The organism is Halobaculum saliterrae, assembly GCF_009831625.1.
Lineage (GTDB): Archaea > Halobacteriota > Halobacteria > Halobacteriales > Haloferacaceae > Halobaculum > Halobaculum saliterrae.
Window position 1 is genome coordinate 122033 of the sequence record NZ_WUUS01000008.1, and the last position, 22026, is coordinate 144058.

The 22026-nt window shown below is 69.5% G+C and carries 18 protein-coding genes; 8 read left to right on the plus strand and 10 right to left on the minus strand.

The window, feature by feature from the left end; translation table 11 throughout:
- Window positions 1-72 precede the first annotated feature (72 nt).
- From GRX01_RS19400 to GRX01_RS13380, 4 genes are all read left to right on the plus strand, one after another.
- A complete protein-coding gene (locus tag GRX01_RS19400; protein ID WP_267903213.1) occupies window positions 73-195 on the plus strand; it encodes a hypothetical protein in 123 nt (40 codons plus the stop codon).
- Window positions 196-382: 187 nt separating this feature from the next.
- Entirely contained in the window at window positions 383-1342 is a 960-nt protein-coding gene (locus tag GRX01_RS13370; RefSeq protein ID WP_321168101.1) for an ABC transporter ATP-binding protein, read from the plus strand.
- The gene (locus tag GRX01_RS13375; protein ID WP_321168102.1) at window positions 1339-3165 is read left to right on the plus strand and encodes an ABC transporter permease; all 1827 of its coding nucleotides are present in this window, start codon (window positions 1339-1341) and stop codon (window positions 3163-3165) included. Before GRX01_RS13370 ends, GRX01_RS13375 begins: the two co-directional genes overlap by 4 nt.
- Before the next feature lie 49 nt (window positions 3166-3214).
- Window positions 3215-4324: an ABC transporter permease gene (locus tag GRX01_RS13380; protein ID WP_394351390.1), complete on the plus strand. Its 1110-nt coding sequence runs from the start codon at window positions 3215-3217 to the stop codon at window positions 4322-4324.
- A 55-nt stretch (window positions 4325-4379) separates the two neighbouring features.
- On the opposite strand, the gene GRX01_RS13385 is transcribed toward GRX01_RS13380, so the two are convergent.
- From GRX01_RS13385 to GRX01_RS13405, 5 genes are all read right to left on the minus strand, one after another.
- Entirely contained in the window at window positions 4380-5807 is a 1428-nt protein-coding gene (locus GRX01_RS13385) for a small ribosomal subunit Rsm22 family protein (RefSeq protein WP_321168103.1), read from the minus strand.
- A gap of 210 nt (window positions 5808-6017) precedes the next feature.
- Window positions 6018-6869: a prephenate dehydrogenase/arogenate dehydrogenase family protein gene (locus GRX01_RS13390; protein WP_159668377.1), complete on the minus strand. Its 852-nt coding sequence runs from the start codon at window positions 6867-6869 to the stop codon at window positions 6018-6020.
- Between the two features lie 108 nt (window positions 6870-6977).
- Complete coding sequence (locus tag GRX01_RS13395) at window positions 6978-7472, minus strand: hypothetical protein (protein ID WP_159668380.1); 495 nt, start codon at window positions 7470-7472, stop codon at window positions 6978-6980.
- A 111-nt stretch (window positions 7473-7583) separates the two neighbouring features.
- Window positions 7584-8777, minus strand: a complete 1194-nt coding sequence (locus GRX01_RS13400; protein ID WP_159668382.1) for a M24 family metallopeptidase — start codon at window positions 8775-8777, stop codon at window positions 7584-7586.
- 93 nt (window positions 8778-8870) lie between these two features.
- Window positions 8871-9050 (minus strand): hypothetical protein, encoded by a 180-nt coding sequence (locus GRX01_RS13405; protein ID WP_159668383.1) that lies wholly within the window; start codon window positions 9048-9050, stop codon window positions 8871-8873.
- A 162-nt stretch (window positions 9051-9212) separates the two neighbouring features.
- On the opposite strand from GRX01_RS13405, the gene aroA reads away from it, so the two are divergent.
- The gene (gene aroA / locus GRX01_RS13410) at window positions 9213-10535 is read left to right on the plus strand and encodes a 3-phosphoshikimate 1-carboxyvinyltransferase (RefSeq protein WP_159668386.1); all 1323 of its coding nucleotides are present in this window, start codon (window positions 9213-9215) and stop codon (window positions 10533-10535) included.
- Between the two features lie 88 nt (window positions 10536-10623).
- On the opposite strand, the gene GRX01_RS13415 is transcribed toward aroA, so the two are convergent.
- Window positions 10624-10818, minus strand: coding sequence for a hypothetical protein (locus tag GRX01_RS13415; protein ID WP_159668388.1), 195 nt, complete (start codon window positions 10816-10818; stop codon window positions 10624-10626).
- 279 nt (window positions 10819-11097) lie between these two features.
- Here GRX01_RS13415 and GRX01_RS13420 point away from each other — a divergent pair, with 279 nt between their 5' ends.
- Window positions 11098-12291 carry an iron-containing alcohol dehydrogenase family protein gene (locus tag GRX01_RS13420; protein ID WP_159668391.1) on the plus strand — a complete coding sequence of 398 codons (1194 nt, stop codon included), beginning with the start codon at window positions 11098-11100 and terminating at the stop codon, window positions 12289-12291.
- 24 nt (window positions 12292-12315) lie between these two features.
- On the opposite strand, the gene GRX01_RS13425 is transcribed toward GRX01_RS13420, so the two are convergent.
- Entirely contained in the window at window positions 12316-14640 is a 2325-nt protein-coding gene (locus GRX01_RS13425) for a xanthine dehydrogenase family protein molybdopterin-binding subunit (protein WP_159668393.1), read from the minus strand.
- Between the two features lie 207 nt (window positions 14641-14847).
- On the opposite strand from GRX01_RS13425, the gene GRX01_RS13430 reads away from it, so the two are divergent.
- Together GRX01_RS13430 and aroC are read left to right on the plus strand one after the other, a co-directional pair.
- Entirely contained in the window at window positions 14848-16227 is a 1380-nt protein-coding gene (locus GRX01_RS13430; RefSeq protein WP_159668396.1) for a cytochrome P450, read from the plus strand.
- Window positions 16228-16323: 96 nt separating this feature from the next.
- The gene (gene aroC / locus GRX01_RS13435; RefSeq protein ID WP_159668398.1) at window positions 16324-17511 is read left to right on the plus strand and encodes a chorismate synthase; all 1188 of its coding nucleotides are present in this window, start codon (window positions 16324-16326) and stop codon (window positions 17509-17511) included.
- A 42-nt stretch (window positions 17512-17553) separates the two neighbouring features.
- On the opposite strand, the gene GRX01_RS13440 is transcribed toward aroC, so the two are convergent.
- From GRX01_RS13440 to GRX01_RS13450, 3 genes are all read right to left on the minus strand, one after another.
- Complete coding sequence (locus GRX01_RS13440) at window positions 17554-18270, minus strand: hypothetical protein (RefSeq protein WP_159668401.1); 717 nt, start codon at window positions 18268-18270, stop codon at window positions 17554-17556.
- A complete protein-coding gene (locus GRX01_RS13445) occupies window positions 18270-18935 on the minus strand; it encodes a CAP domain-containing protein (protein WP_159668404.1) in 666 nt (221 codons plus the stop codon). The genes GRX01_RS13440 and GRX01_RS13445 overlap by 1 nt, the downstream gene beginning before the upstream one ends.
- Before the next feature lie 94 nt (window positions 18936-19029).
- Window positions 19030-21672 (minus strand): PKD domain-containing protein, encoded by a 2643-nt coding sequence (locus GRX01_RS13450; protein ID WP_159668406.1) that lies wholly within the window; start codon window positions 21670-21672, stop codon window positions 19030-19032.
- Window positions 21673-22026 lie beyond the last annotated feature (354 nt).

The window sequence follows — 22026 nt, forward strand, 5'->3', positions numbered from 1 at the left end:
TGTCTAAGGGAGATTCATGCAACGCTCAAATACCGGGAGACGCTTTTCAGAGCCACGATGACAGAACGAACCATGGCAGACGTCAGCCACACCGCACCGCACGGTGCCTCCGCCGACCGAGTCTGGGAGCGAGGCAACGAGAAACCCGAACCCCGAGCGGACGGCGGCGACCGCGACGACCGCGACGACGACTGAGTTCTCACGGCGACTGATCGGCCTCCTCGCGACTACTTGCACCGGAGCGGCCGCCACGTCGTATCGGCCGATCGAAGCGCTCCGGTCGGCGAAACGCGACGACCGCGGACGCGAGACGACCGCGACGCGTTCTCACGCCCGATAGGCGCGGCGACGGCCTCTTGTCGCCGCATGCGAATCGGACGGTGTGATAACCGTCGACGGCCTGCGGAAGGTGTACGGCGACTTCGTCGCCGTACAGGGGAGTACCTTCGACGTGGAGCCGGGGGAGATATTCGGCGTCGTCGGCCCGAACGGGGCCGGGAAGACGACGACGCTCAAGACGCTCGCGGGGCTCATCGAGCCGACGGCCGGCGCAGTCCGGGTCGCCGGCGAGCCCGCGGGCGACCCTGAGACGCGCACCGCGTTGGGCTTTCTCCCGGAGGAATCGCCGCTGTACGAGGACATGACCGCGCGGAGCTACCTCCGCTTCTTCGCCGACCTGTACGACGTGCCGCGGGAGACCGCGAACCAGCGGATCGAGACCGCGCTCGACGACCTCGAACTTGAACACCGCGACCGACGGCTCGGGGACGTCTCGAAGGGGATGAAGCGGAAGGTCGCGATCGCGCGATCGCTGGTCAACGACCCGGACGTGCTCATCTACGACGAGCCGGCCTCCGGGCTCGACCCGCTCACGACCAACTACGTGCTGGAGTACGTGCGCGAGCTCGCCGACGCCGGCAAGACCGTACTGTTCTCGGCGCACAACCTCTATCACGTCGAGTCGGTGTGCGACCGCGTCGTGATCATGAACGAGGGCGAGATCGTCGCACGCGGCACGGTCGAGGAGATCCGCGCGGAACACGGCGAGACGACCTATCGCGTGTTCACGACGGTCCCCGTCGACGGCAGCGAGCCCGACGGCGACCGCCACGTGTCGACCGTCGACTCGATGGACGCCGTCGAGGGGATTCGCGAGGCGGCCGCCGACGCCGGCGGCGAGGTCGTCGACATCCGCACCCGCGAGTCGACGCTGGAGGAGATATTCCTCGACGTGGCCGGCCAGCCGATGCCCGGGAGCCGGCGTGTCTCCCCCGGCGCGACCGACGGTGACCGGAGGCGCGAGCCGTCGGAGCCGCCCGAGCCGCCGGAGGCCGCGGAGTGAGCGTCTCTCCCCGGAAGCTGCTCCGGGTCGCACGCTGGGAGGTGTCCCGGGCGACCGGCAGCCTCGACCGGAGGACGGCGGTCCTCGGCGCCGTCGCGCTCCTGTTGACCCTCGGCGTCGCCGCGGGCGGCGTGCTCGCCGGCGGCGTCGCGCTCGACGAGGACATCTACGCGGTCGCGGTCAGCCCGGACAGCCCGTACCACGAGCCGGTCAGCGACTCGACCCCGCTGGAGGCGGTACCGGCGGGCGCGCCGAACGCCGACGTGTACGTCGACGACAGGGACCCGTCGGACCGGGAGGCGACCGTCTCGGTGGCGAACACGCGCAAGGGACAGGCCGCACTCGGCGCCTTCCGGTCGGCCGTCGAGCGGCACAACAACCGGCTGTTGCTCGCGGAGGAGAACCAGTCGGCCGCCTTCCCCGTCGGCGTCACCCTCAGCTACGTCGAGCGCGCGACCCAGCGGGTCGGCGCCAACGACGGGACGGCAGGGGCGGGCGGAGACGACGCGACCGGCGACGACGGAACCGGTGACGCCGGCGGGGGCGACGCGGGCGAGGCGGGCGACGGAGCGGACGGGTCGGGGACCGGTGACGGTGGCGCCGGGAGCGGGCTCGGCGTCCCGGACCTCGGCGGCGCGGCTGGGTCGCTGTTCGGCGGCCAGCCGACCGGGTCGCCGGCGGAGATATCGCCGCCGTTCCCGTTCTCCTCGCTCGTGCTCGCGTTCGCGTTTCTCGTGCCGATGAACTTCGTCATCCAGGCGTACGGGTCGACGATCCTCAACGAGCGGATCAACCGACGGGGCGAGCTGCTGCTCGTCGCGCCGCTGTCGCGGACCGACATCGTCGCGGGCAAGACGCTCCCGTACGCCGGGATCGCGCTCGCGGCGACGACGATCATCGCCGTCGCCGTCGGGGGCGGGCCCCTCTCGGTGGCGGCGGTGTTCCCGATCGCGCTCGTGTTCCTCGCGGCAACGTTCGTCGGCGCGATGTTCGCGCGGTCGTTCAAGGAGCTCACCTTCGTCACGGTCACGGTCTCGGTGGCGCTGACGACGTACGCGTTCGTTCCCGCGATCTTCGCGACCGTGACGCCCGTCGCGCTCATCTCGCCGCTCACGCTCGTCGTCCGCGACCTGCAGGGCGAGGCGGTGTCGATCGCGGAGTACCTGTTCTCGACGGGGCCGTTCTACCTCGTCGCGGGCACCCTGTTCGCCATGGGGGTCGGCGTCTACCGCGAGGAGGACATGTTCACCCAGCGGGCGGTGCCGCTGAAGTTCCTCGACGCGCTCGCGGTGCACCTGCACCGCCCCCGCGACGTGGCGCTGCTTGCGGCGCTGTCGATCCCGTTCGTGTTCGTCGCCGAGCTGCTCGGGATCGCCGTGTTGTTCGCGCTCCCGGAGGGCGCCGCGATCGTCGCGCTGCTCGTCGTCGTCGCGGTCGTCGAGGAGGTCGCGAAGGGCGTCGGCGTGTACGCCGGGTTCCACCAGTCGCGCTTCGAGCGCGACCTCCCCACGGCGCTGAAACTGGGCGCGCTGTCGGGCGCGGGCTTCTTCGTCGCGGAGAAGGCGACCGCCGTCGTACAGGTCGTCGGGCTCGGCTCGCTCCCGTTGGGTCAGGCAGCCTTCGGAACTTCGGGCGTCGGGTCCGGCCTGGGCCCGGCCGCCGGCCTCGCGCTGTTGGCGCTCCCGCTCGCGCTCCACGTCGTCACGGCGGCGATCGGCGCCGTCGGCGCGACGCGAGGGCGGCGCGCGTGGGCCGGGACCCTGCTCGTCGCGATGGCGATCCACTTCGGCTACGACCTCACGGTGGTGAGCACCCTTGGATAGCGATCGCGGGGACGACGCGGGGGACGCTCCCCGGGACGCCCCGAACCCGATCCCGGGAACCGTCGCCGCGGGCGACCGTGCGAACCGGGACCCGCGCTGGACGATCGCGAAGCGGGAGCTGGCGTCGTTGCGCTCGGAGAAGACGATCCTGCTGGCGCTGCTGATCCAACTGTTCGTGGCGGCGTTCTCGTCGTTCCTCGTGGTCGGGCTCGTCTCGCTGTACGATCCCGGCGCCGCGGCGGGCTACTCGGTCGAGACGGCCGTCGCCGGCGACGACGCCGGCGATCTCGCGGCCGCGGTCGGGGGAACCGACGGGATGGAGGCCCGGCGGTACCCGACCCGGGAAGCCGCCGTCGACGCCTTCTCCGAGGGCCGGGTCGACGCGGCGATGCTGTCGACGGCGACCGAGCGCGGCACCGTGGAGGTCCGCGTGCTCGTTCCCGACGGCAACGTCGGGACGACGCTGGTCGTCGTCCGCGCCCGCGAGGCGCTGCGGGCGTTCGAGCGACTGGAGCGCGACCAGCGCTCCGCCTCGCTGACCGCGGAGACGCTTGAACTGCCGCCGCGGGCCGGCTCGTCGCCGTACTTCGGCTTCACCTACACCGTGCTCGTCCCGCTGCTGTTGTTCCTCCCGGTGTTCATCGCCGGCTCGGTGACGGTCGACTCGCTCACCGAGGAACTGGAGCGCGGGACGCTGGAACTGCTCCGGGTCGCCCCCGTCACGATGACAGACATCGTCGAGGGGAAGCTGCTGGCGGCCGCCGGCCTCGCCCCGATCCAGGCGGCGCTGTGGCTCGCGCTGCTGTCGGTCAACGGCACCGCCATCGCGCCCTCGCCGAGCGCGCTCGCGACCGTCGCGGGCGTGCTGGGGCTGCTCGGGCTGACCGCGGGGCTGGCGGCGCTGGTGACGGCGCTGGGTGCCGCGCTGGCGCTCACCGCGCCCGACAGGCGGGCCGCACAGACCGTGTACTCGCTGGGCGTGCTCGGGCTGTTCGGCGCGGCTGCGCTGTCGCCCGTGAACCCCGCGAACGTCGCCGCCAAGCTGGCCGTCGGCAGCGCCGACCCGGCGTCGTACCTCGCGGTCGTCGCCGTGCTCGTCGCCGGCGGCGTCGCCGTCGCGGTCGCACGCGTCGGGGTCTCCCGCTACGGCCCGGCCTGAACCGACCGGGCGACCGACCCGATCCGCCGGCGACTCGCCGCCAGAACGCTCCGTCTCAGACCGCGACCACGTCCACGACCGTCTCCTTCCCGCACACGAGGTTGTACGCGCCCTCGTCGTCGTTCCAGAGGATCAGGACGTTCTCGACCGAGAGGATCGCGCCGTACGGCGCCTCCCTGAGGTCGCGGTTGAGCGACGACTCGCCGGTGAGCACGAGGTAGTGCTCCAGCCGCTCGCTGCCGTCGCCGACCTTGAACAGCGGGTTCGCGTCGTCGTCGGGCGCGAGGTCGTCCGACAGCTTCACCGCGAGGAGGTTCACCCGGTCGGTGACGTGGTCCTCGGAGTCGGCCATCCGGTGGTGGCGCTCCGCGCCGGCGACGACCGGGTGGCGGCGCTCGCCGTCCGGACGGAGAATCGCCCACGAGAACTTCACGTCCGTGTTGACGTACGTGCCCGGCTCCTCGTCGTAGGCTCGCGCCGCCGCGTCGTCGAGCTTCCGCTGGAACGAGGGAACGGCCAGATCCGGGCGCTCCTCGAAGGACCACCCGCGGTCGTCGGGGGCGTCACCGGGCCACAGTCGCAGGTCGGGCGCGTACACGCTCACGTCGCCGTCGGGCGGGGTGAGCGCGCGCTCGACGCGGCGAAGCTCCGTCGAGGTGTTCAGGTCAGCCGGCGCCAGCAGGACGCACGAGCCGTCATCTGCGAGGGCATCGAGATACCGGGAGGCGACCGCCTCTGGGTCGTCCAGCTCCGAGATGACGTTGCCGAAGAGGACGAGGTCGACCTCGCCGGCCGTCTCCGGATCGAACGCCTCGCCGGTCTCGCGGTGGACCGAGGTGTGGAAGTTCGGTCGGGTGTCGTCGAGCACCTCGTCGAGCACGTCCGCGTTCTCGCTCGGTTCGATCGCGTGGTAGTCGACGAGCGCGTCGTCGGGGAGGTAGTCGTGGAGCGCCAGCGCTGGGCCGCCGGTGCCCGCACCCACGTCGAGCACGCGGAGCGTCCGGGGGAGCAACCCACGGTCGGCGAGCCGGTCGAGGACGTAGCCGACGGCGGCGTAGAAGTCCGGCTGGTGATAGATCGCGTACGCGAGGGCGGCGTCGGCGTCGTACTCGACGGGTCTGCCGCGGTAGTAGTCCTCCTTCAGCCGGTCGATCGTCTCCCGGAGCGCGTCGCCGGAGTCGCCCTCGTGCCAGTCGAGGCCGTATCGGTCGAACAGCAGGTCCTCGATCGCCTCGGCGTGGTCGTCGGGGAACGCCTCCGGCGACCAGCCCGGGGGATCGACCGGCTCCCCGTTCGCGGGGACGAACGTGCCGTCCCCGCGCTCGAACAGTCCCAGATCGAACGCCTCCTCCCGGAGGGCGGTGCGCACGACCGCCGGATGCGGTCGGTCGGGGAGGTACTCGTACACCTCCTCGGGGTCGATCGGCCGGACGTTCCGGAGGTACTTCGCGGTGTCGCGCAGCGCCTCGCGGTCGACGCTCACGGCGACCACCTCGCGGTCGTCGACGACGGGGGCGACAGGGTCGACCGCGGGGGCAGGGGTGACAGCTGCGGCAGGGGTGACCGCGGCGACTTCGACGCCGAGGAGCCTCCGCGGGCCGCGTACGGTCGCGGCCGCGGACGCCGGTGCGGCGGGTGACTCATTGCTCGCGGCTACTCGGTCGTCGGGGGTAACGGTTCTGTCTCGGTCGCCTCAGTCGTCGGGCTCGGACGACGCCGGCGGGTCGGCGGTCCCCTCGGACTCGTCGCGGTCGGCGCTCCCGTCGGGTCCGTCGCCGTCGGCGTCCACCCTCGACTCGGCGCCGAGCGCGTCGCCGGCGCGCTCGAAGAGGGCCGCGAACTCGTCGCGGTCTGCGGCCGAGAGCGCCCGCGCCGCCTCCGCGACCGCGTCGGCGCCGTCGAACGTCTCGCGGATGTCGGCGTACACGCGCGGCTCGCCCTCGGTGACGGTGCGTGCCAGCTCGGAGAGCGGTTCGGAGACTGGCGTGTGGAAGCGCTCGTCCACGTCGCCGGCGGCGAGGGCGTACGCGAGGACGGCGGTGTGGGCGCCCGTCTGGACCTTCTCCATCGCCTCGTCGTGCTCGCCCGCGGTCGTCTCGAACACCTCGTTCCCGACCGCGGCGAACCGGTCGCGGACGCGCTCGACGATCGGTCCCGGTTCGCCGGGGACGTACGCGATGCGACCCGGGCCGCGCGGCGGGGCGAACAGGGGGTGGAAGCTGGCGTACTCGCCGGCGGCGTGCTCGTCCATCGCGGCCAGCGAGTCGCCCATGACGCCCGACACGTCGACGATCGCCCCGTCGGCGGCGTTGTCCGCGTAGCGGGCGACCGCCTCGCCGACGACGGGAATGGGGACCGCCAGGGCGACGCAGTCGAACGGCTCGTCGGTGTCGAGCGGGACGACCCGGCCGTCGACGACCGCCTCGGCGGCGTCCATCGCGGCCTGCGGGTTCGTGTCCGCGAGGGCGACCCGGTCGACGGCCGGCCTGAGGGTGTGTGCGACCCACCGACCCATCTCGCCCGCGCCGACGACGAGCAGCTTCATGCCTCCCGCTATCGGTGTGGCGACCGAAAGGGTATCGGTCGGGGCGGCGAGGGCGGCGGGGGAGGTCGCGCCGACGCCGGGCGGGTAAACGGCGTCGGTCGCCGACCGCTACTTCACGGCCGAGATCCGGAACCACTCCGACGGGAGGGTGTCGCCGCCGTGGTCCTCGGCGCCGAGGAGGCGCATCCGCACGTCCGACAGCGATACCGGCTCGGCGAACCGAACGCCGACGAGCGTCTCCGCCTCGACCGTCCGCGCCTCGCCGCGGAAGTCGACCGCGCGAACCGTGACGTGGTCCGTGCCGACGCCGCCCTCGACGACCTCGAAGTGCGCCTCCAGCAACCCGGGTGCGACCTCCGTGATCTCAGCGCCATCGGCGTCCCCGGCGTCGATCTCGATGGTGTAGGTTCGAACGCCGTCGGGGGCCTGCTGGCAGACCGCGACGACGGCGGCGGTTCGTTCGTCCGCGTCGCGCGCTGCCGGCTCGTACGCCGGATCGTCTCCCGACCCGACTGCGTCGTCCGGGTCAGTCACGTCGGCCTCCGGTTCGTCGTCCGCTCCCGGCTCGCGGAACGCGTCGGCGACGCGTTCGAACAGGCTCATGGCCAATGGATTGGCCGCGTCGACCAAAGCCCCGTCGGGGGTCGCTCGCGGGTCGGTCCCCCGTCGAGCGCCGGGGAGCACGGTTCGTCGGCGTGGTGTACGAGCGGACGATCACTCGACCACCAGCTCCACGGGGTAGTCCGCCGTGAGGTTCTCGTAGCCGTCCTCCGTGACGATCACGATGTCCTCGATGCGAACGCCGCCGACCTCGGGGTCGTACAGGCCGGGCTCGACCGTGATCACCTGTCCCGGCTCCAGTTCCTCCCCGCGGGGGTTGAGTCCCGGCCGTTCGTGCACGTCGAGGCCGACACCGTGCCCGGTCGAGTGGATGAACCCGGTTTCGGTGTCGGGGTCCGAGCGGAGGGTCGGGTGGCCCGCCTCCTCGTACACGTCGCAGGCGGCCGCGTGCACCTCGGCGCCGGTGGCGCCCGGCTCGACCGCCTCCAGCGCGGCCGAGAGCGCCTCCTCGGTCAGCTCGAACCACTCGGCGACCGTGTCGCTCGCCCCGCCCTTCGCGAACGTGCGGGTCATGTCGGAGTGGTACTTGCTCGCCTTCTCGCGCGGGAAGATGTCGACGATGACGCTCTCGCCGGCTTCGAGGGGTCCCGACCCGCGGTCGTGGGGGTCGGCGGCGTCGGCGCCGCAGGCGACGATCGTCTCGTCGAGCGCGCAGCCGTGTCGGAGGAGGGTGACTTCGATCTCCTCCTTGACGCGCTCGCTCGTGAGCGGCGTCTCCTCCCCGTCCTCCTCGATCACGAGCGTGCCGTCGTCGGCCACGTCGGCGGCGGCGATCAGGTCCTCGGCGGCCGCCATCGCGGCCTCGTTGGCGTCGGTCGCCCGGCGGACCGCCTCCAACTCCTCGTCGGTCTTGGTCGCCCTGACCGACTCGACCACGTCGTCGCGGTCCACCTCGACCGCGATCCCGGCCTCGCGAAGCCCGTCCGCGATCCCGACGGGGAACCGCTCGGGGACGAGCGCCGACTCGACGCCGAGGTCGGCGAGGAAGTCGGCGTACACGCCGGCGAGGGCGGTCGCGCGTCCCTCCTCGTCGGCGCGGTCGGCGTAGTCGTACGTGGAGAGCCGGGCGACGGTGTCGGCGTGCGACTCCTTCCTCGCGCGACCGTACTCGAGCCCGGAGACGAGGACCGCGAGTTCCTCGCCGGTGTACGCGGTGAGGAACGGGTCGGGGGCGTCGAACCCCGAGAGGTACAGCTGGTTCGAGTCGTCGCTCCCGGCCTCGATGCAGTACGCGTCGGCGTCCGCCGCCGCGAGGCGGTCGTCGAGGGCGTCGAGCGTGCGTGTCATACCGGACGATGCGGCGACGGACGGGATAGTCGTTTTCGTCGCGGGGAATCGGCCGAGCGAGCCGCGCTCGGATCCGGCGGTCGCCTCCGACCGTCAGACGATCTCGACTGCAGGTCGCCACGGGTCGCTGATCTCGCCCTTCAGCGCGTACTCGAGCGCCACCCAGATCTCCCCGGCGTCGCGGAGCCGTTCCACCTCTTCGATGCGCTCGTCGGGAACCAGGCCCCGGTCGAGAAGCTCCTCGAGGAGACGTTCTGCGTGCGTTTCGTCCATGTACTAATACTTACTACAATAGTTGTATTGTTTTTGCCAAACTAATACGGTGTGACACATGCGCTCGTGAGGCTCCCCGACGAGGGTGGCGGCAGGAGAACACACGCCGCAACGGGTGTCGCGTTCGGTACACACTTGCCCGGCCGCCCGCATCCCCGGCGTATGGACGCACACGTCTCCCCGTCCCGGATCGCCGGGCGAACGCGCGCCCCGCCGTCGAAGAGCTACACCCACCGCGCGATCCTCGCGGCCGGCTACGGGTCGGGCACGACCGTCACGGACCCGCTCGACTCCGCGGACCCGCGAGCCACCGGCCGCGCGGTCGAGGCGTTCGGCGGGGAGGTCGTGTGGACGGGCGAGGGCGATGCGGACGACGGGAGCGAGGGCGGCGCCGGAGCCATCGAGGTCGAGGGGTTCGGCGGCCGACCCGACACCCCCGACGACGTGATCGACTGCGCGAACTCGGGGACGACGATGCGGCTCGTCACGGCCGCCGCGGGGCTGACCGACGGCCTCGCGGTTCTCACCGGCGACGGATCGCTTCGTTCGCGTCCCCAGGGGCCGCTCCTCGACGCCGTCGAGTCCCTCGGGGGACGCGCCGAGTCGACCCGACGCAACGGACAGGCGCCGCTGGTCGTCGGCGAGGCGATGGCCGGCGGGACGGTCGCCATCCCCGGCGACGTGTCCTCGCAGTTCGTCACCGCCCTGTTGATGGCTGGCGCGGTCACCGAGGAGGGGATCGAGATCGACCTGAAGACCGAACTCAAGTCCGCGCCGTACGTCGAGATCACGCGCGAGGTGCTCGCCGATTTCGGCGTCGACACCGAGCGCACGGAGACCGGCTTTCGAGTGCCGGGTGGGCAGTCGTACGGGGCCGACGAGTACGCCGTCCCCGGCGACTTCTCCTCGATGTCGTACCTGCTCGCGGCGGGCGCCGTCGCCGCCGCCGACGGCGAGGGGGTCGTCGTCGAGGGCGCCCGTCCGAGCGCGCAGGGCGACTCCGCCATCGTCGACGTGCTCGACCGGATGGGCGCCGAGATCGACTGGGACCGGGACGCCGGCGAGATCGCCGTCCGCGCGTCGTCGCTCTCGGGCGTCGAGGTCGACGTTGGGGACACGCCCGACCTGCTCCCGACGATCGCCGTGTTGGGCGCCGTCGCGGACGGGGAAACGCGGATCGTGAACGCCGAGCACGTCCGCTACAAGGAGACCGACCGCGTCGCCGCGATGGCCGAGTCGCTGGAGAAGCTGGGCGCCGAAGTGACCGAGAAGCAGGACTCGCTGACGGTCCACGGCGGCGACACCGAACTGTCGGGTGCGACGGTCCACGGCCGCGGCGACCACCGGCTCGTGATGGCACTGACGGTCGCCGGCCTCGTCGCCGAGGGGGAGACGACCGTCACCGGGGCGGAACACGTCGACGTGTCGTTCCCGGGCTTCTTCGAGACGATGGCGTCGCTGGGGGCGAGCGTGTCGACGGAGTAGGGGAGCGGAGCGGGGGCGGACAGCGGCGAACAGTGGTGAAGAGGGGTGCAACAGCGGTACGGTGAGAGCGGGTCGACGCTCCGCCGACTCACCGAAGCCGACGGAGGACCCGAGAGAGTATCGAGACCGCGGTTCCGATCCCCGGGACGCGCGAGGAGAGCGCGGCCGCACCGAGAAGGACGAGCCCCTCCGTTCTCCGTCCGCGTGCGAAGGCCATCGCCGCGTCGATCCCCGTCGATATCATGCTGATCTTGCTGGCCGTGCGTCTGTTGAATCCGACCATGGCTGGAGACGGATCCACGGGCGGTACGGCCATAGGCGTATTCCCGACCGGGTTGCAACCCTCGGTATCGTCCACGGATCCGATACGGAGGGGATCAGTAGTCGGGGAGTGAACGACGGAGCGGACGAGGCCAGCAGCCCGTTCGAACGCCCTCGGTTCCGCCGTGCGACCGTACGGCCTCGGACACGTCTCGACGATCCCCCACCCGGAGGCCGCAGGAGTCGTTCCCCCCTTCCGCCGCCGATGCCGTTTTCGCCCGGGCGGCCGACTCTCGACGACATGACCTCGCTCGACACGCCGCCGTTCGCCTTCGACTACGACCCCGGCGCGATCCACTACGGTCGCGGGTGTATCGACGACATCGGCGACGCGCTCGCCGAACGCGACCGCGAGGCCGCGCTCGTCGTCTGCGGCTCCAACGTCGCCGGCAACGCGGCCCTGATGGACGCCGTCGACGAGGGCCTCGGCGACCGCCTCGCGGAGGTGTTCGCGGGCACGACCCCGGACAAGCGCCTCCGCGAGGCGGCCCGCGCGGTCGAACGCGCGGACGACCTCGGCGCCGACGCGTTCGTACCCGTGGGGGGCGGCTCCAGCCTCGACGTGGCGACGGTCGCGTCGGTGCTTCGTGCCCGCGACCTCTCGCTCGACGACGCCCGCGCGGAGGTGGCCGAAACGGGCGGGATCGCGACCCCCGAGGACACGACCTCACTCACGCCGCTGTTCCCGGTCCCGACGACGCTCGCGGGCGCGGACCTGTCAGTCATCGCCGGCATCGCCGCCGAGGTCGACGACGATGCCGGAGGGACCGAGGTGGTCTCGACGGGCGTCGGCGGCCGCGAACTGATGCCGGAGGCGCTGTTCTACGACCCGGCGCTGTTCGAGACGACGCCGGCTGGCGTGCTCGCGGGGTCGGCGATGAACGGCTTCGACAAGGCGATCGAGTCGCTGTACGCCCGCGATCGAACCGCGGTCACGGACGCGACCGCGACGCGAGCGGTTCGGCTGCTCGCGGACGGACTCCCCGGGATGACCGACGACGGGAGCGCGATGGACCGCGCGGTCGCGGGGATCGTGCTCGCACAGTACGGTATCTCGCGGCCCGGCGAGATGACGATCAACGTGATCCACGCGTTCGGCCACGGCCTGCGCGACGCGTTCGGGGTTCAGCAGGGACTCGCGCACGCGACGGTCGCGCCCCACGCGCTCCGGGCGATGGCCGACGCCGGCGTCGACCTCTCGATGCTCACGTCGGCGTTCGAGGTCGAGACCGTCGAGGAGGCGATCCACGAGGTCGAACGCATCCGCGACGCCCTCGGCCTGCCGGCGTCGCTGTCGGCGATCGACGGCGTCGACGAGGCCGGGCTCAACGAGGCGGCGCGGGTGACCGCCGGCGACTCGCTGCTCGCGTACGCCCCCCAGGGATACGAACTGACGGAGGCGGACGTGCGGGCGGTGCTGGAGGCGGCGTTCTGAGCGCCCGGGACGGGAGGAGCCCGATCACGAGTCCCGCATCGCCCGCCACACCCGCGGCGGCGTAACCGGCATGTCGACGTGGTCGACGCCGTACGGCGCGAGCGCGTCCACGACGGCGTTCACGACCGCGGGCGGGGCGGCGATGGTCCCCGCCTCGCCGATCCCCTTCGCCCCGAGCGGGTTCGTCGGGCTCGGCGTCACCGTATGTTCGGTGTGGATCTCGGGGACGTGTCCGGCGTCGGGGACCTTGTAGTCGGCCATCGTCCCCGACGCGAGGGTGCCGTCCTCGTCGTACACCGCCCGCTCGTGGAGCGCCTGTCGGATCCCCTGGGCGACCCCGCCGTGGATCTGCCCCTCGACGAGCGTCGGGTTCACCCGGACGCCGCAGTCGTCGACCGCGACGTAGCGGTCGACCTCGACCTCGCCGGTCTCCGGGTCGACGGCGACGACCGCCGCGTGCGTCCCGAACGCGTACGCGGACCGCTCGGGCTCGAAGAAGGAGGTCGCCTCCAGCCCGGCGTCCATTCCCTCCGGACGGTCGGAGCCGTGGGCCGCCGCAGCGACCGCCGCGAACGACACGCTCCGCTCGGGCGCGCCCGCGATCCGGAACTCGCCGTCCGCGAGTTCGACGTCCCCGGGGTCGGCCTCCAGTTCGTCCGCCGCGATCCGGGCGGCCTTCTCGCGCACTTCGCGCGCGCTCTCGACGATCGCGCCGCCGCCCACGACGACGCTTCGGCTCCCGAACGTGCCCGTCCCCCGCGGGATGCGGTCGGTGTCGCCCTCGACCACGTCCACGTCGTCGGGGTTCATCCCGAGCTCGTCCGCGACGACCTGCGCGTACGTCGTCGCGTGGCCCTGCCCGTGGGAGTGCGTCCCCGCGAACGCGGTGACGCCGCCGTCCGGGTGGACGCGCACCACGCCGCTCTCGAAGCCGCCGCCCGTCGACTCGACGAAGCTCGCCAGCCCGACGCCGACGAGGCGGCCGTCGTCCCGGGTCTCCGTTTCGCGGAGCGTCTCGTAGTCGACCGCGTCGAGCGCCCTCTCCAGTGCTGGCTCGTAGTCGCCGGAGTCGTACGTCGCCCCCGCGGCCGTCTCGACGGGGAACGCGTCCGGCGGCAGGAGGTTCCGCCGGCGGAACTCCGCGGGGTCCATGCCGAGGTCGTCCGCGGCCCGCCGCACGAGGCGTTCGAGTACGTAGATCGCCTCGGGGCGACCAGCGCCCCGGTAGGAGTGGACGGGCGCCGTGGTGGTGAACACGCTCCGGGTCACGCAGTGGATCGCGGGCACGTCGTACTGCCCCGCGAGGAGGCGGCCGTACCACAGCGGAAGGAGGGGGGAGGAGCCGAGGGGGTAGCCGCCGACGTTCGCGTCCGTCTCCGCGCGCAGCCCCCGGATGCGCCCGTCGTCGTCGAAGGCGAGCGCACAGGTCGTGACGTGGTCGCGGCCGTGGGCGCCGGCCAGGTAGTTCTCGGACCGCGTCGCCGTCCACTTCACGGGACGGTCGAGGCGGCGGGCGGCCCACGCGGCCATCGTCTCGCCGGGGTGATGGTGGCCCTTGTGGCCGAACCCGCCGCCGACGTCCGGCGCCACGACGCGCAGGTCGCGCTCGGGGACGTCGAGCGCGTCCGCGAGGTCGCTCCGGTGGCCGTGCGGACTCTGGGAGGTCATGTCGACCCGGAGCCGGTCGCCCTCAGGACGCGCCAGCGCCGCGCGCGGTTCCAGCGCGTTCGGGATGAGCCGGTTGTTCACGAGGTCGAGGTCGACGACGCGGTCGGCGTCCGCGAACGCCGCGTCGGTGGCCGCCTCGTCGCCGAGTTCGCCGCTGGCGGCGACGTTGTCGGGGCACCCCTCGAACACCGTCGGGGCGTCGTCGCCGCGAGCCGCGGCGGCGTCGGTGACGGCGTCGAGCCGGTCGTACTCGACGGCCACGGCCTCCGCGGCGTCGGCCGCCAGGTAGGGGGACTCGGCGACCACAGCGGCGACCGGCTGCCCCTGGTAGCGGACGCGACCGTCCGCGAGGACGGGATGGCCGGGGACGTCGCCGTTCAGCCGCTCGGTCGGGGCGCCCATCCGTCCGTGCGCGTCCGACGCCTCGACGTCCGCCCAGGTGTACGCCGCGACGACGCCGTCCATCCCCTCGGCCCGTGCCGTCTCCACCTCGACGACGTCGGCGTGAGCGTGCGGACTCCGCACGAACACGAGGTGGCTCGCGTCCGGCGCATCGATGTCGTCAGTGAACTGTCCCTCCCCGCGGAGGAGCGCGGGGTCCTCCCGGCGCTCGCGCGCGCTGCCGACGAACCGCGCGTCGCGTGCCTGTTCCTCGGTGGGTGACTCCTCCCGCTCGGTCATACGATCCCCTCTCGAACCGGCTGCGACGACAGCATGGGGACCGCCACGGCGACGCGAGTAATAACGTTGGGCCGTCCCCACCGCCTCCCGCCGCGCCCCGCCATCGGGTCATCCCACCGACTGGAGCGTCGCCGCTGACGGACAAACCTCGCCCAACCGACTGGGCGTTCACCAACTGCTATGAGCGACTGGCGCATGTCGTTCGACATGAGCGATACGAACCCCTCCTCCGCACGCCCTCCGGAGGCGGCGCCCGGTCCCGACGGGCTGCCCTTCCTCGGATCCTTCCTCGAGAACCGGCGGGACTTCTTCGCGTTTCGCGACCGCGTCGCCGCCGAGCACGGCGGCGTCGCACGCTACGAGATCCTCGGGCAGGACGTGTTCCTGCTGACCGACCCGGACGCGATCCGGCGGGTCCTCGTCACGGAGAACGAACGGTACGTGAAGGGAGAGCTGTTCCAGCAGCAGCTCCGTCCCGTGCTCGGCAACGGCCTGCTCAACAGCGAGGGCGACTTCTGGCGCCGGCAGCGACACCTGATCCAGCCGGCGTTCACGCCCGACCGCATCGCGGGGTACGCCGACATGATGGTCGGCGTGACCGAGCGGACGAGCGGCCGCTGGCGCGACGGCGAGGTCCGCGACGTCCACCGAGACATGATGGGGCTGACCCTCGACATCGTCGCCCGCGCGCTGATGGGCGTCGACATCCGCGACCGGACGCCCGCGATCGGCGGCGCGCTCGACACCGTGATGGAGCAGTCCGCGGGCGGCAGCCTGCTCGATCTCCTCCCGCCGTCGGTGCCGACGCCCGGGCGTGAGAAACTCCGCGAGGCGGTCGCCTCGCTCGACCGCATCGTCGACGAACTGGTCGAGGAGAAGCGGCGCGCGCTGCGTGACGGCGAGATCGGGCCCGACGCCGACGTGGTCTCCGCACTGCTCACCGCCGAGGACGACGACGGCGAGCGGATGGCCGCGGAGCAGGTCCGCGACGAGGTGAAGACGCTGCTGCTGGCTGGTCACGAGACGACGGCGCTGTCGCTGACGTTCACGCTTCACCTGCTCGCACGTCACCCCGAGATCGAACAACGGCTGCTCGACGAACTGGAGACCGAACTCGGCGATGAACCCGCCGGATTCGACACGGTTCGGGATCTGAAGTACCTCGACAAGGTCGTCACCGAGTCGATGCGGCTGCTCCCGCCGGTGCACGGGATCCTCCGGGAGCCGACCGAGGACGTGGAACTCGGCGGCTACCGGGTCCCGGAGGGCACGCCGCTGGCGATCAGTCAGTGGATCGTCCACCGGGACTCCGACCACTACGACGACCCGCTCGCGTTCCGGCCCGAGCGGTGGACCGACGACATGGAGCGGGAACTGCATCCCCTCGCGTACTTCCCGTTCTCCTCGGGGCCGCGTCGGTGCGTCGGCGACCGCTTCGCGCTGCTGGAGGCGAAGCTGATCCTCGCGACGCTGCTGCGGCGGTTCGCGTTCGAGGTGGTCGACCCGGTCGACCTCGAGGCGAACCTGGAGGCGAGCATCACCACGCGCCCGACGGGCCCGGTCAGGATGCGGCTCCACGAGCGCTGACCCGGCGGAGTCGAGCCGGGTCGCTCCCGCCGCACCCCGCCGGCGGTTCTTCGCACCTTCGCCGCATTTTATACCGCCGAACCACCGAACACGGGCATGAACGGCAACGAGTTCGGCCGGCTGTTCCGGCTGACCACCTACGGGGAGAGCCACGGCGAGGCCATGGGCTGTACGGTCTCGGGAGTCCCGGCCGGCGTGGAACTGGACGAGGAGCGCATCCAACGCGAACTCGACCGCCGAAAGCCGGGCCAGTCGATGATCACGACCAGCCGCGGCGAACCCGACGAGGTGGCGATCAACTCCGGGCTTCAGGACGGCTACACCACGGGAACGCCGATCGGGATGGTGATCCAGAACAAGGACGCCCGCTCCGGCAAGTACGAACCCTTCGTCACCGCGCCCCGCCCGAGCCACGGCGACTACACCTACTCCGCGAAGTTCGGCACGCGCAACTGGGGCGGCGGCGGCCGCTCCTCGGCGCGCGAGACGGTGAACTGGGTCGCCGCCGGCGCCGTCGCCAAGGCGGTGCTCGACCAGAGCGACTACGACGTGCAGATCAAAGCCCACGTCAATCAGATCGGCGACATCGTCGCCCCCGACGTGAGCTTCGAGGAGATGCTCGAACACAGCGAGGAGAACGAGGTCCGCTGCGCGCACCCGGAGACGGCCGCGGAGATGCGCGAAGCGATCGACGAGTATCAGCAGGCCGGCGACTCCATCGGCGGGTCCATCGAGTTCGAGGCGCGCGGCGTCCCGCGCGGCCTCGGCGCGCCGCGGTTCGACTCCGTCCCCGCGCGTCTCGGGCAGGCGATGATGTCCATCCCCGCGACGACGGGTTTCGAGTTCGGCCTCGGTCGCGACGCCCGCGAGGTCACGGGCCACGACCGCAACGAGGACTGGGAGTTCGACGAGGGCGACCACCCCGAGACGGTCAGCGAGGAGGGCGACCCGGTGCCCGTCGGCAACGACCACGGCGGCCTGCAGGGGGGCATCACGACCGGCGAGCCGATCTACGGCGAGGTGACGTGGCACGCGCCGACCTCCATCCCGAAGGAACAGACGACGGCCGACTGGGAGACCGGCGAGCAGAAGCAGGTCCAGGTCGTCGGGCGCCACGATCCCGTGCTTCCGCCCCGGGCTGTACCGGTCGTCGAGGCGATGCTGTACTGCACCGTGTTGGACTTCATGCTGCTGGGCGGGCGGATCAATCCCGATCGGCTGGACGGACAGGTGGGGCAGTACGACACGGAATACCACCCGAGCAGTCCCGAGAACGAGGAGTAGAGGGCTGGCGGGGAAGTCATCGACCGCGTCCGTCTGGTCGACTCAGTTTCGCGATTCGACGAACTCCCTGATATCGGCGGCGGAGGACCCTTCGATCGGGTCGGCTCCCCAACGGAACGCCGGGATCGAATCGGCGTCGACGCCGCTGTCGCGGCCGAACTCGCGATCGGACAGCGTCTGGTTCCGGCGCCGGCGGGTCTCTGCCGCCTCGACCACCGCGTCGCCATCGACGGAGACCGCCGCGGCCGACTCCCGCAGTAGCTCGAACGAGTAGTCGGGGGCCGCCTCGACGAGCAGTTCGTGGAACCGCCACGCGTCGGCGCGGGTGCCGCGGGCGCGGACCTCGAACACCGCGCTCGGGAGCAGCATCGACCATTCGTTCACCGGAAGCGGATACATGAGCAGCGTCGGTCGAAAGGAGCCGTCAGCGAGCAGGTCCGACAGCTTCGGGAACTCCTCGCGCCACCATCGGATCGAGGGCTCGTGGGCGTAATCGAAGCAGACGAGCACGAGCGTGCCGCCGCCCGCGTAGATCTGCTTCACGCCGGGATAGGGCGTACGGGTCCCCTCGCGATGGCTGAAGGTCTCGGTGGCCGCCGCGGTCGTGAACTCCTCGGTGTGCCAGCCGCCGCGGGGTTCGTCGCTCTCCGAGCCTCCGCGCAGCCAGCCGAGGCAGCCGGACGATCCGGCGAGTGCCGCGGTACCTGTGGCCGTGAGGAGTTGTCTGCGTGACGAGCGAACGTTCCTGTCGGCGTCCATCATTTTTCACCCTCGTTCGTGGGATCGGCGTCACAGAGATTCATCGTGACGTAGGCACGGCCGTCTTTTGCGACGTAGATGCCGATTCCGACAGTAGTCATGTCGGGATTGACCATCGCGGTATTGTGCTCAGGGGAGTGAATGAATCCGCGAAGGAATGCTTCCGCGAGTTCTTCCTCTGTTTGAGTATTTTCAGCCTTCCAATATCTTCCGGCGATATTCTCTCGGCTGCTGAGACAATCGTAATTTGCGTTCAGAAGCCTGTCACCAAAAGTCACCCCGTCCGGAGATGTATGATTAATATATTCTCTGTTCGCCATATCGTACGAGTGATGGCGAGCAATGCGTGCAAGACGGGGATCTGAAACCAGTCTTGAGAGATCATTATTCCTTCTATGGGAGTTCAATTTCTGATTTAGTAAAATCTCAACAGTTGTCACATTTAGATCGCTTCGTGTAGTCTTATTATCTAATTTTTTCGGGGTGGTTATCTCATCATTAGTTTGATTATGGCCGAAATTTGGGAGTTCTGATTCGGCATCAACCATCGGGGATGGAGTATAAGTACGGACAACCGGTTCCGAATTCGAACCGACCGGCGAGAGGCATCCACTCAACAAGAGTAACGCGATTAGAGCGACAATGAGATTGTACTTGTGGCTCATGATAGCACCTCATGGGAGTATACTTCAATTTGAATCCTTGTAATTATCATAGATATAGTGCTAATTTGTTCTATAAATATATTTGCATTCAATATCAGCACATGACGGAATCGTGATGGCTATCATCGGACCCGCAGCGGACTTCCACGACGTGGAGCGATCCAGAAACATATGAGTTCGGAGCTGGCTTCTTGATCGAGTACTCTTGTCGAATCGTACTACCTTCCCGCTCCCACAGCCACTCGGTCCACGAGTCGGTTTTCGCGAAGGTCTCCGTCGTGACCGTAAACTCGCGCTCGCTCGCGTACTCGTGATACTGAACCATCCGCGTCCGCTCGATTTCGGTCTTGTACCGGTAGTCCGTGTCGTAGTACGTGGAACCACTGTGGTCGTGCCCGGTGTACCAGACGTCGGTGTCGTATCTCCAGTTGGAACACTCGCGTGAGAACCCGCCGTACGGACTCGGCTCGAGATCCCAGTTCGTACACGTCCTCGTGGTTCGCGTGTGTCGCTCGCGGTCGTGGTCGTGTCCATCGCCGACGACCACGCGCTCGGTCCTGGTCTCGCCGGTGTAACTCCACCCCGGGCGCTGGAACTTGCTTGAGAGCCATCGGTACTTGTCTTCGTAATACGTCCGCTCCTCGGTCCGAACGTTCCGTTCCACGAGCTGCCAGTCGTCCCCTGCTCCGTCAGGATCCGACTGTCTGACCCGAGTGATCCGACGCGAACGTTTCTCGACGGTCGTGCCTATCGATACCCAATCGTCTCCGAGCATCGAGGGACGACCCTGGTCAACTCTAACGGTAACTGATTCTCCAGTAAAATCCGTTCCAGAATCGTGAACTGATTTTTTCTGCCAACCGATTCCATTCGGTTTCTCCTTCGAAACGACCTGATTTATCGTAGTCCCTGTAACTTTGTACCAGTACTCAGTATACGATTTTGGCTGGACCGTGACATCGACAGTCTTCAACGCCTCACCGCTCGAACCCTGTGTCGAGATCAGTCTGGCCTTGTACGTTCCAGGGTCGTCGTACGTGTGAGCAATTTCGACGTTTCGCAGTACCGAGGTCCCCGATCCGCGCGCAGTACTCCCGTCACCGAACGCGAGACGGTAGTTCTGGTTCGACCCGACGATGAACTCGACCTGCTCACCGGGTTCAGTCTCTAGGCTGGTCTTCCGTGAGGAACTCTCTGACCCCCGCGCATAGAATAAGATATCGTCGTGCGTCTGCACAGAGTGGACGCGGCTCACCCATTTCTGTTCACTACGGTCGCCGTCCGCATCGACCGCCGTGAGCGAGACTTCTCTCGTAACCTTCCCGCCGTAGTCAGAGACGAACATGTGACGGATCTCCGTGTCGCGGGTACCGGAGAACCGACCGAGCGTATCGACGGTTACCGCTTGGTTCGTATCGTTTACTCGCCAAGTCGCGCGGACAATCTTTGATTCCTCGTGTGTGACTGTAGCTGAGAATTTGTAAGAACTGAGTTCTACGGTATCTGTTTCGCTTGTTTGCGAACTATCATCCGGCGTGTACTCTGAGGAGATCTCGGAAATATGTGGAACCGATTTGCCGGGTAAAGCTTCGATCGAATTCACCACACTCGTCTCCTTCACTGCGGTCACCGTGTTCCCTTCATCGTCCGTAACCGTCGCCGAGACCTCCACCGTCTCGCCCAGGGCGCCATCGATCCCGACGTAGTTCACGAACCGATCCGACTCTCGCTCTAACCGCGTCTGATCTGGGTCCCAACTGATCGTCAACTCTCCGCCGTCCGGGTCGTACGCCTCCAGCGTGTACTCCTGCGTACTCCCCGCCGACGCGGTATCGGGGCCGTCGATCGAGACCACCGGGGGGCCCTCGTCGTACACCTCCACGGTCTTCGTCGCCGTCGCCCGCGCACCGTCGTCGTCGACGACGACGCCGCGCAGCGCGTACGTTCCTGTCCGTGTGAACGTGCGCTCAACGACCGCGCCAGTCGTGGAGCGATCGGGCCACAGTCGTCGAACGACGGTCCCGTCCGGGTCGTTCCCTCGAAGGACGAACGTCGCGTCGTGGCCGACGGCGACGCGATCCGGTCCCTCGATCCGGGCGGTCGGATCCTCGTTATTCGGATCGGCGGAGGCGTCCTCGGTGTCACTGCCCGGTGCCAACACGCGAACGGACTTCCGGAACGTCGCCGTCGCTCCGTCGTCGTCGGTGACGCGAACGCTGAACGAGAACGTCTCGCCCGCCGGAAGGTCGACGGTGCGCTCGATCTCGCGGGTCGATCGGCCGTCGGACCAAGCGTACGACGTGACCGATCCGTCGGGATCGTACACGTCCGCGGTGAACGTCGCTCGCTCGCCGCGGACGATACTGTCCGGTCCGTCGATACCGCCGGTCGGCGGTTGGTTCTGCTGTGCGGTCGCGGTCGAGTTCGTCGGGGACTCGGACCCGTCAGGATCGCCGACGTCGACGTACAGCGTGTCGCTTCGGGCGACACCGTGATCGTCCGTTACCGTCAAGGTGACCTCGTATCGACCGACCGTTGACGCGGTGAACGTCGTCGAGACCGCGGTCGGGTCGTCGGGTTCGATCTCCCGGCCGTCGGGGGTCCGGATCGACCACTCGTGGGCGACGAGTTCGCCGTCGGGGTCGACCGATCCGCCGCCGTCCAGCCACACTACGGTACCACGCTCGACGCGTTGATCGAGACCGGCGTCTGCCAGCGGCGGATCGTTCTCCGCCACCTCGTGTGCGGCGACCGACGCGGGGGCGGCCGCCACGACGAGGAGTGCCGCGACGGCCCAGGGAACGCATCTCATGTCCTGACCCGAGATGTATCGGAATCCGTTATAAGATTTTAGAATTTATTGGAATAAATTACGGCCCAGGTGACGGAACTCTTCTCCCGGTGTCTCGCGACGGTCGAGCTCGATAGGGGGCGACCCCAGTCGATGTCGGCGGCGGCCAGCGAATCGAATCGACCGCGGCGGTCTCGAATCGACCGGACGGTCGGTCCTTCGTTGGCGCGATCGATCTCCGAAACCCTCACGATCGACCCTTTGCGAACCTATAGCAAGGCATTTGTCCCGGGCAGAACA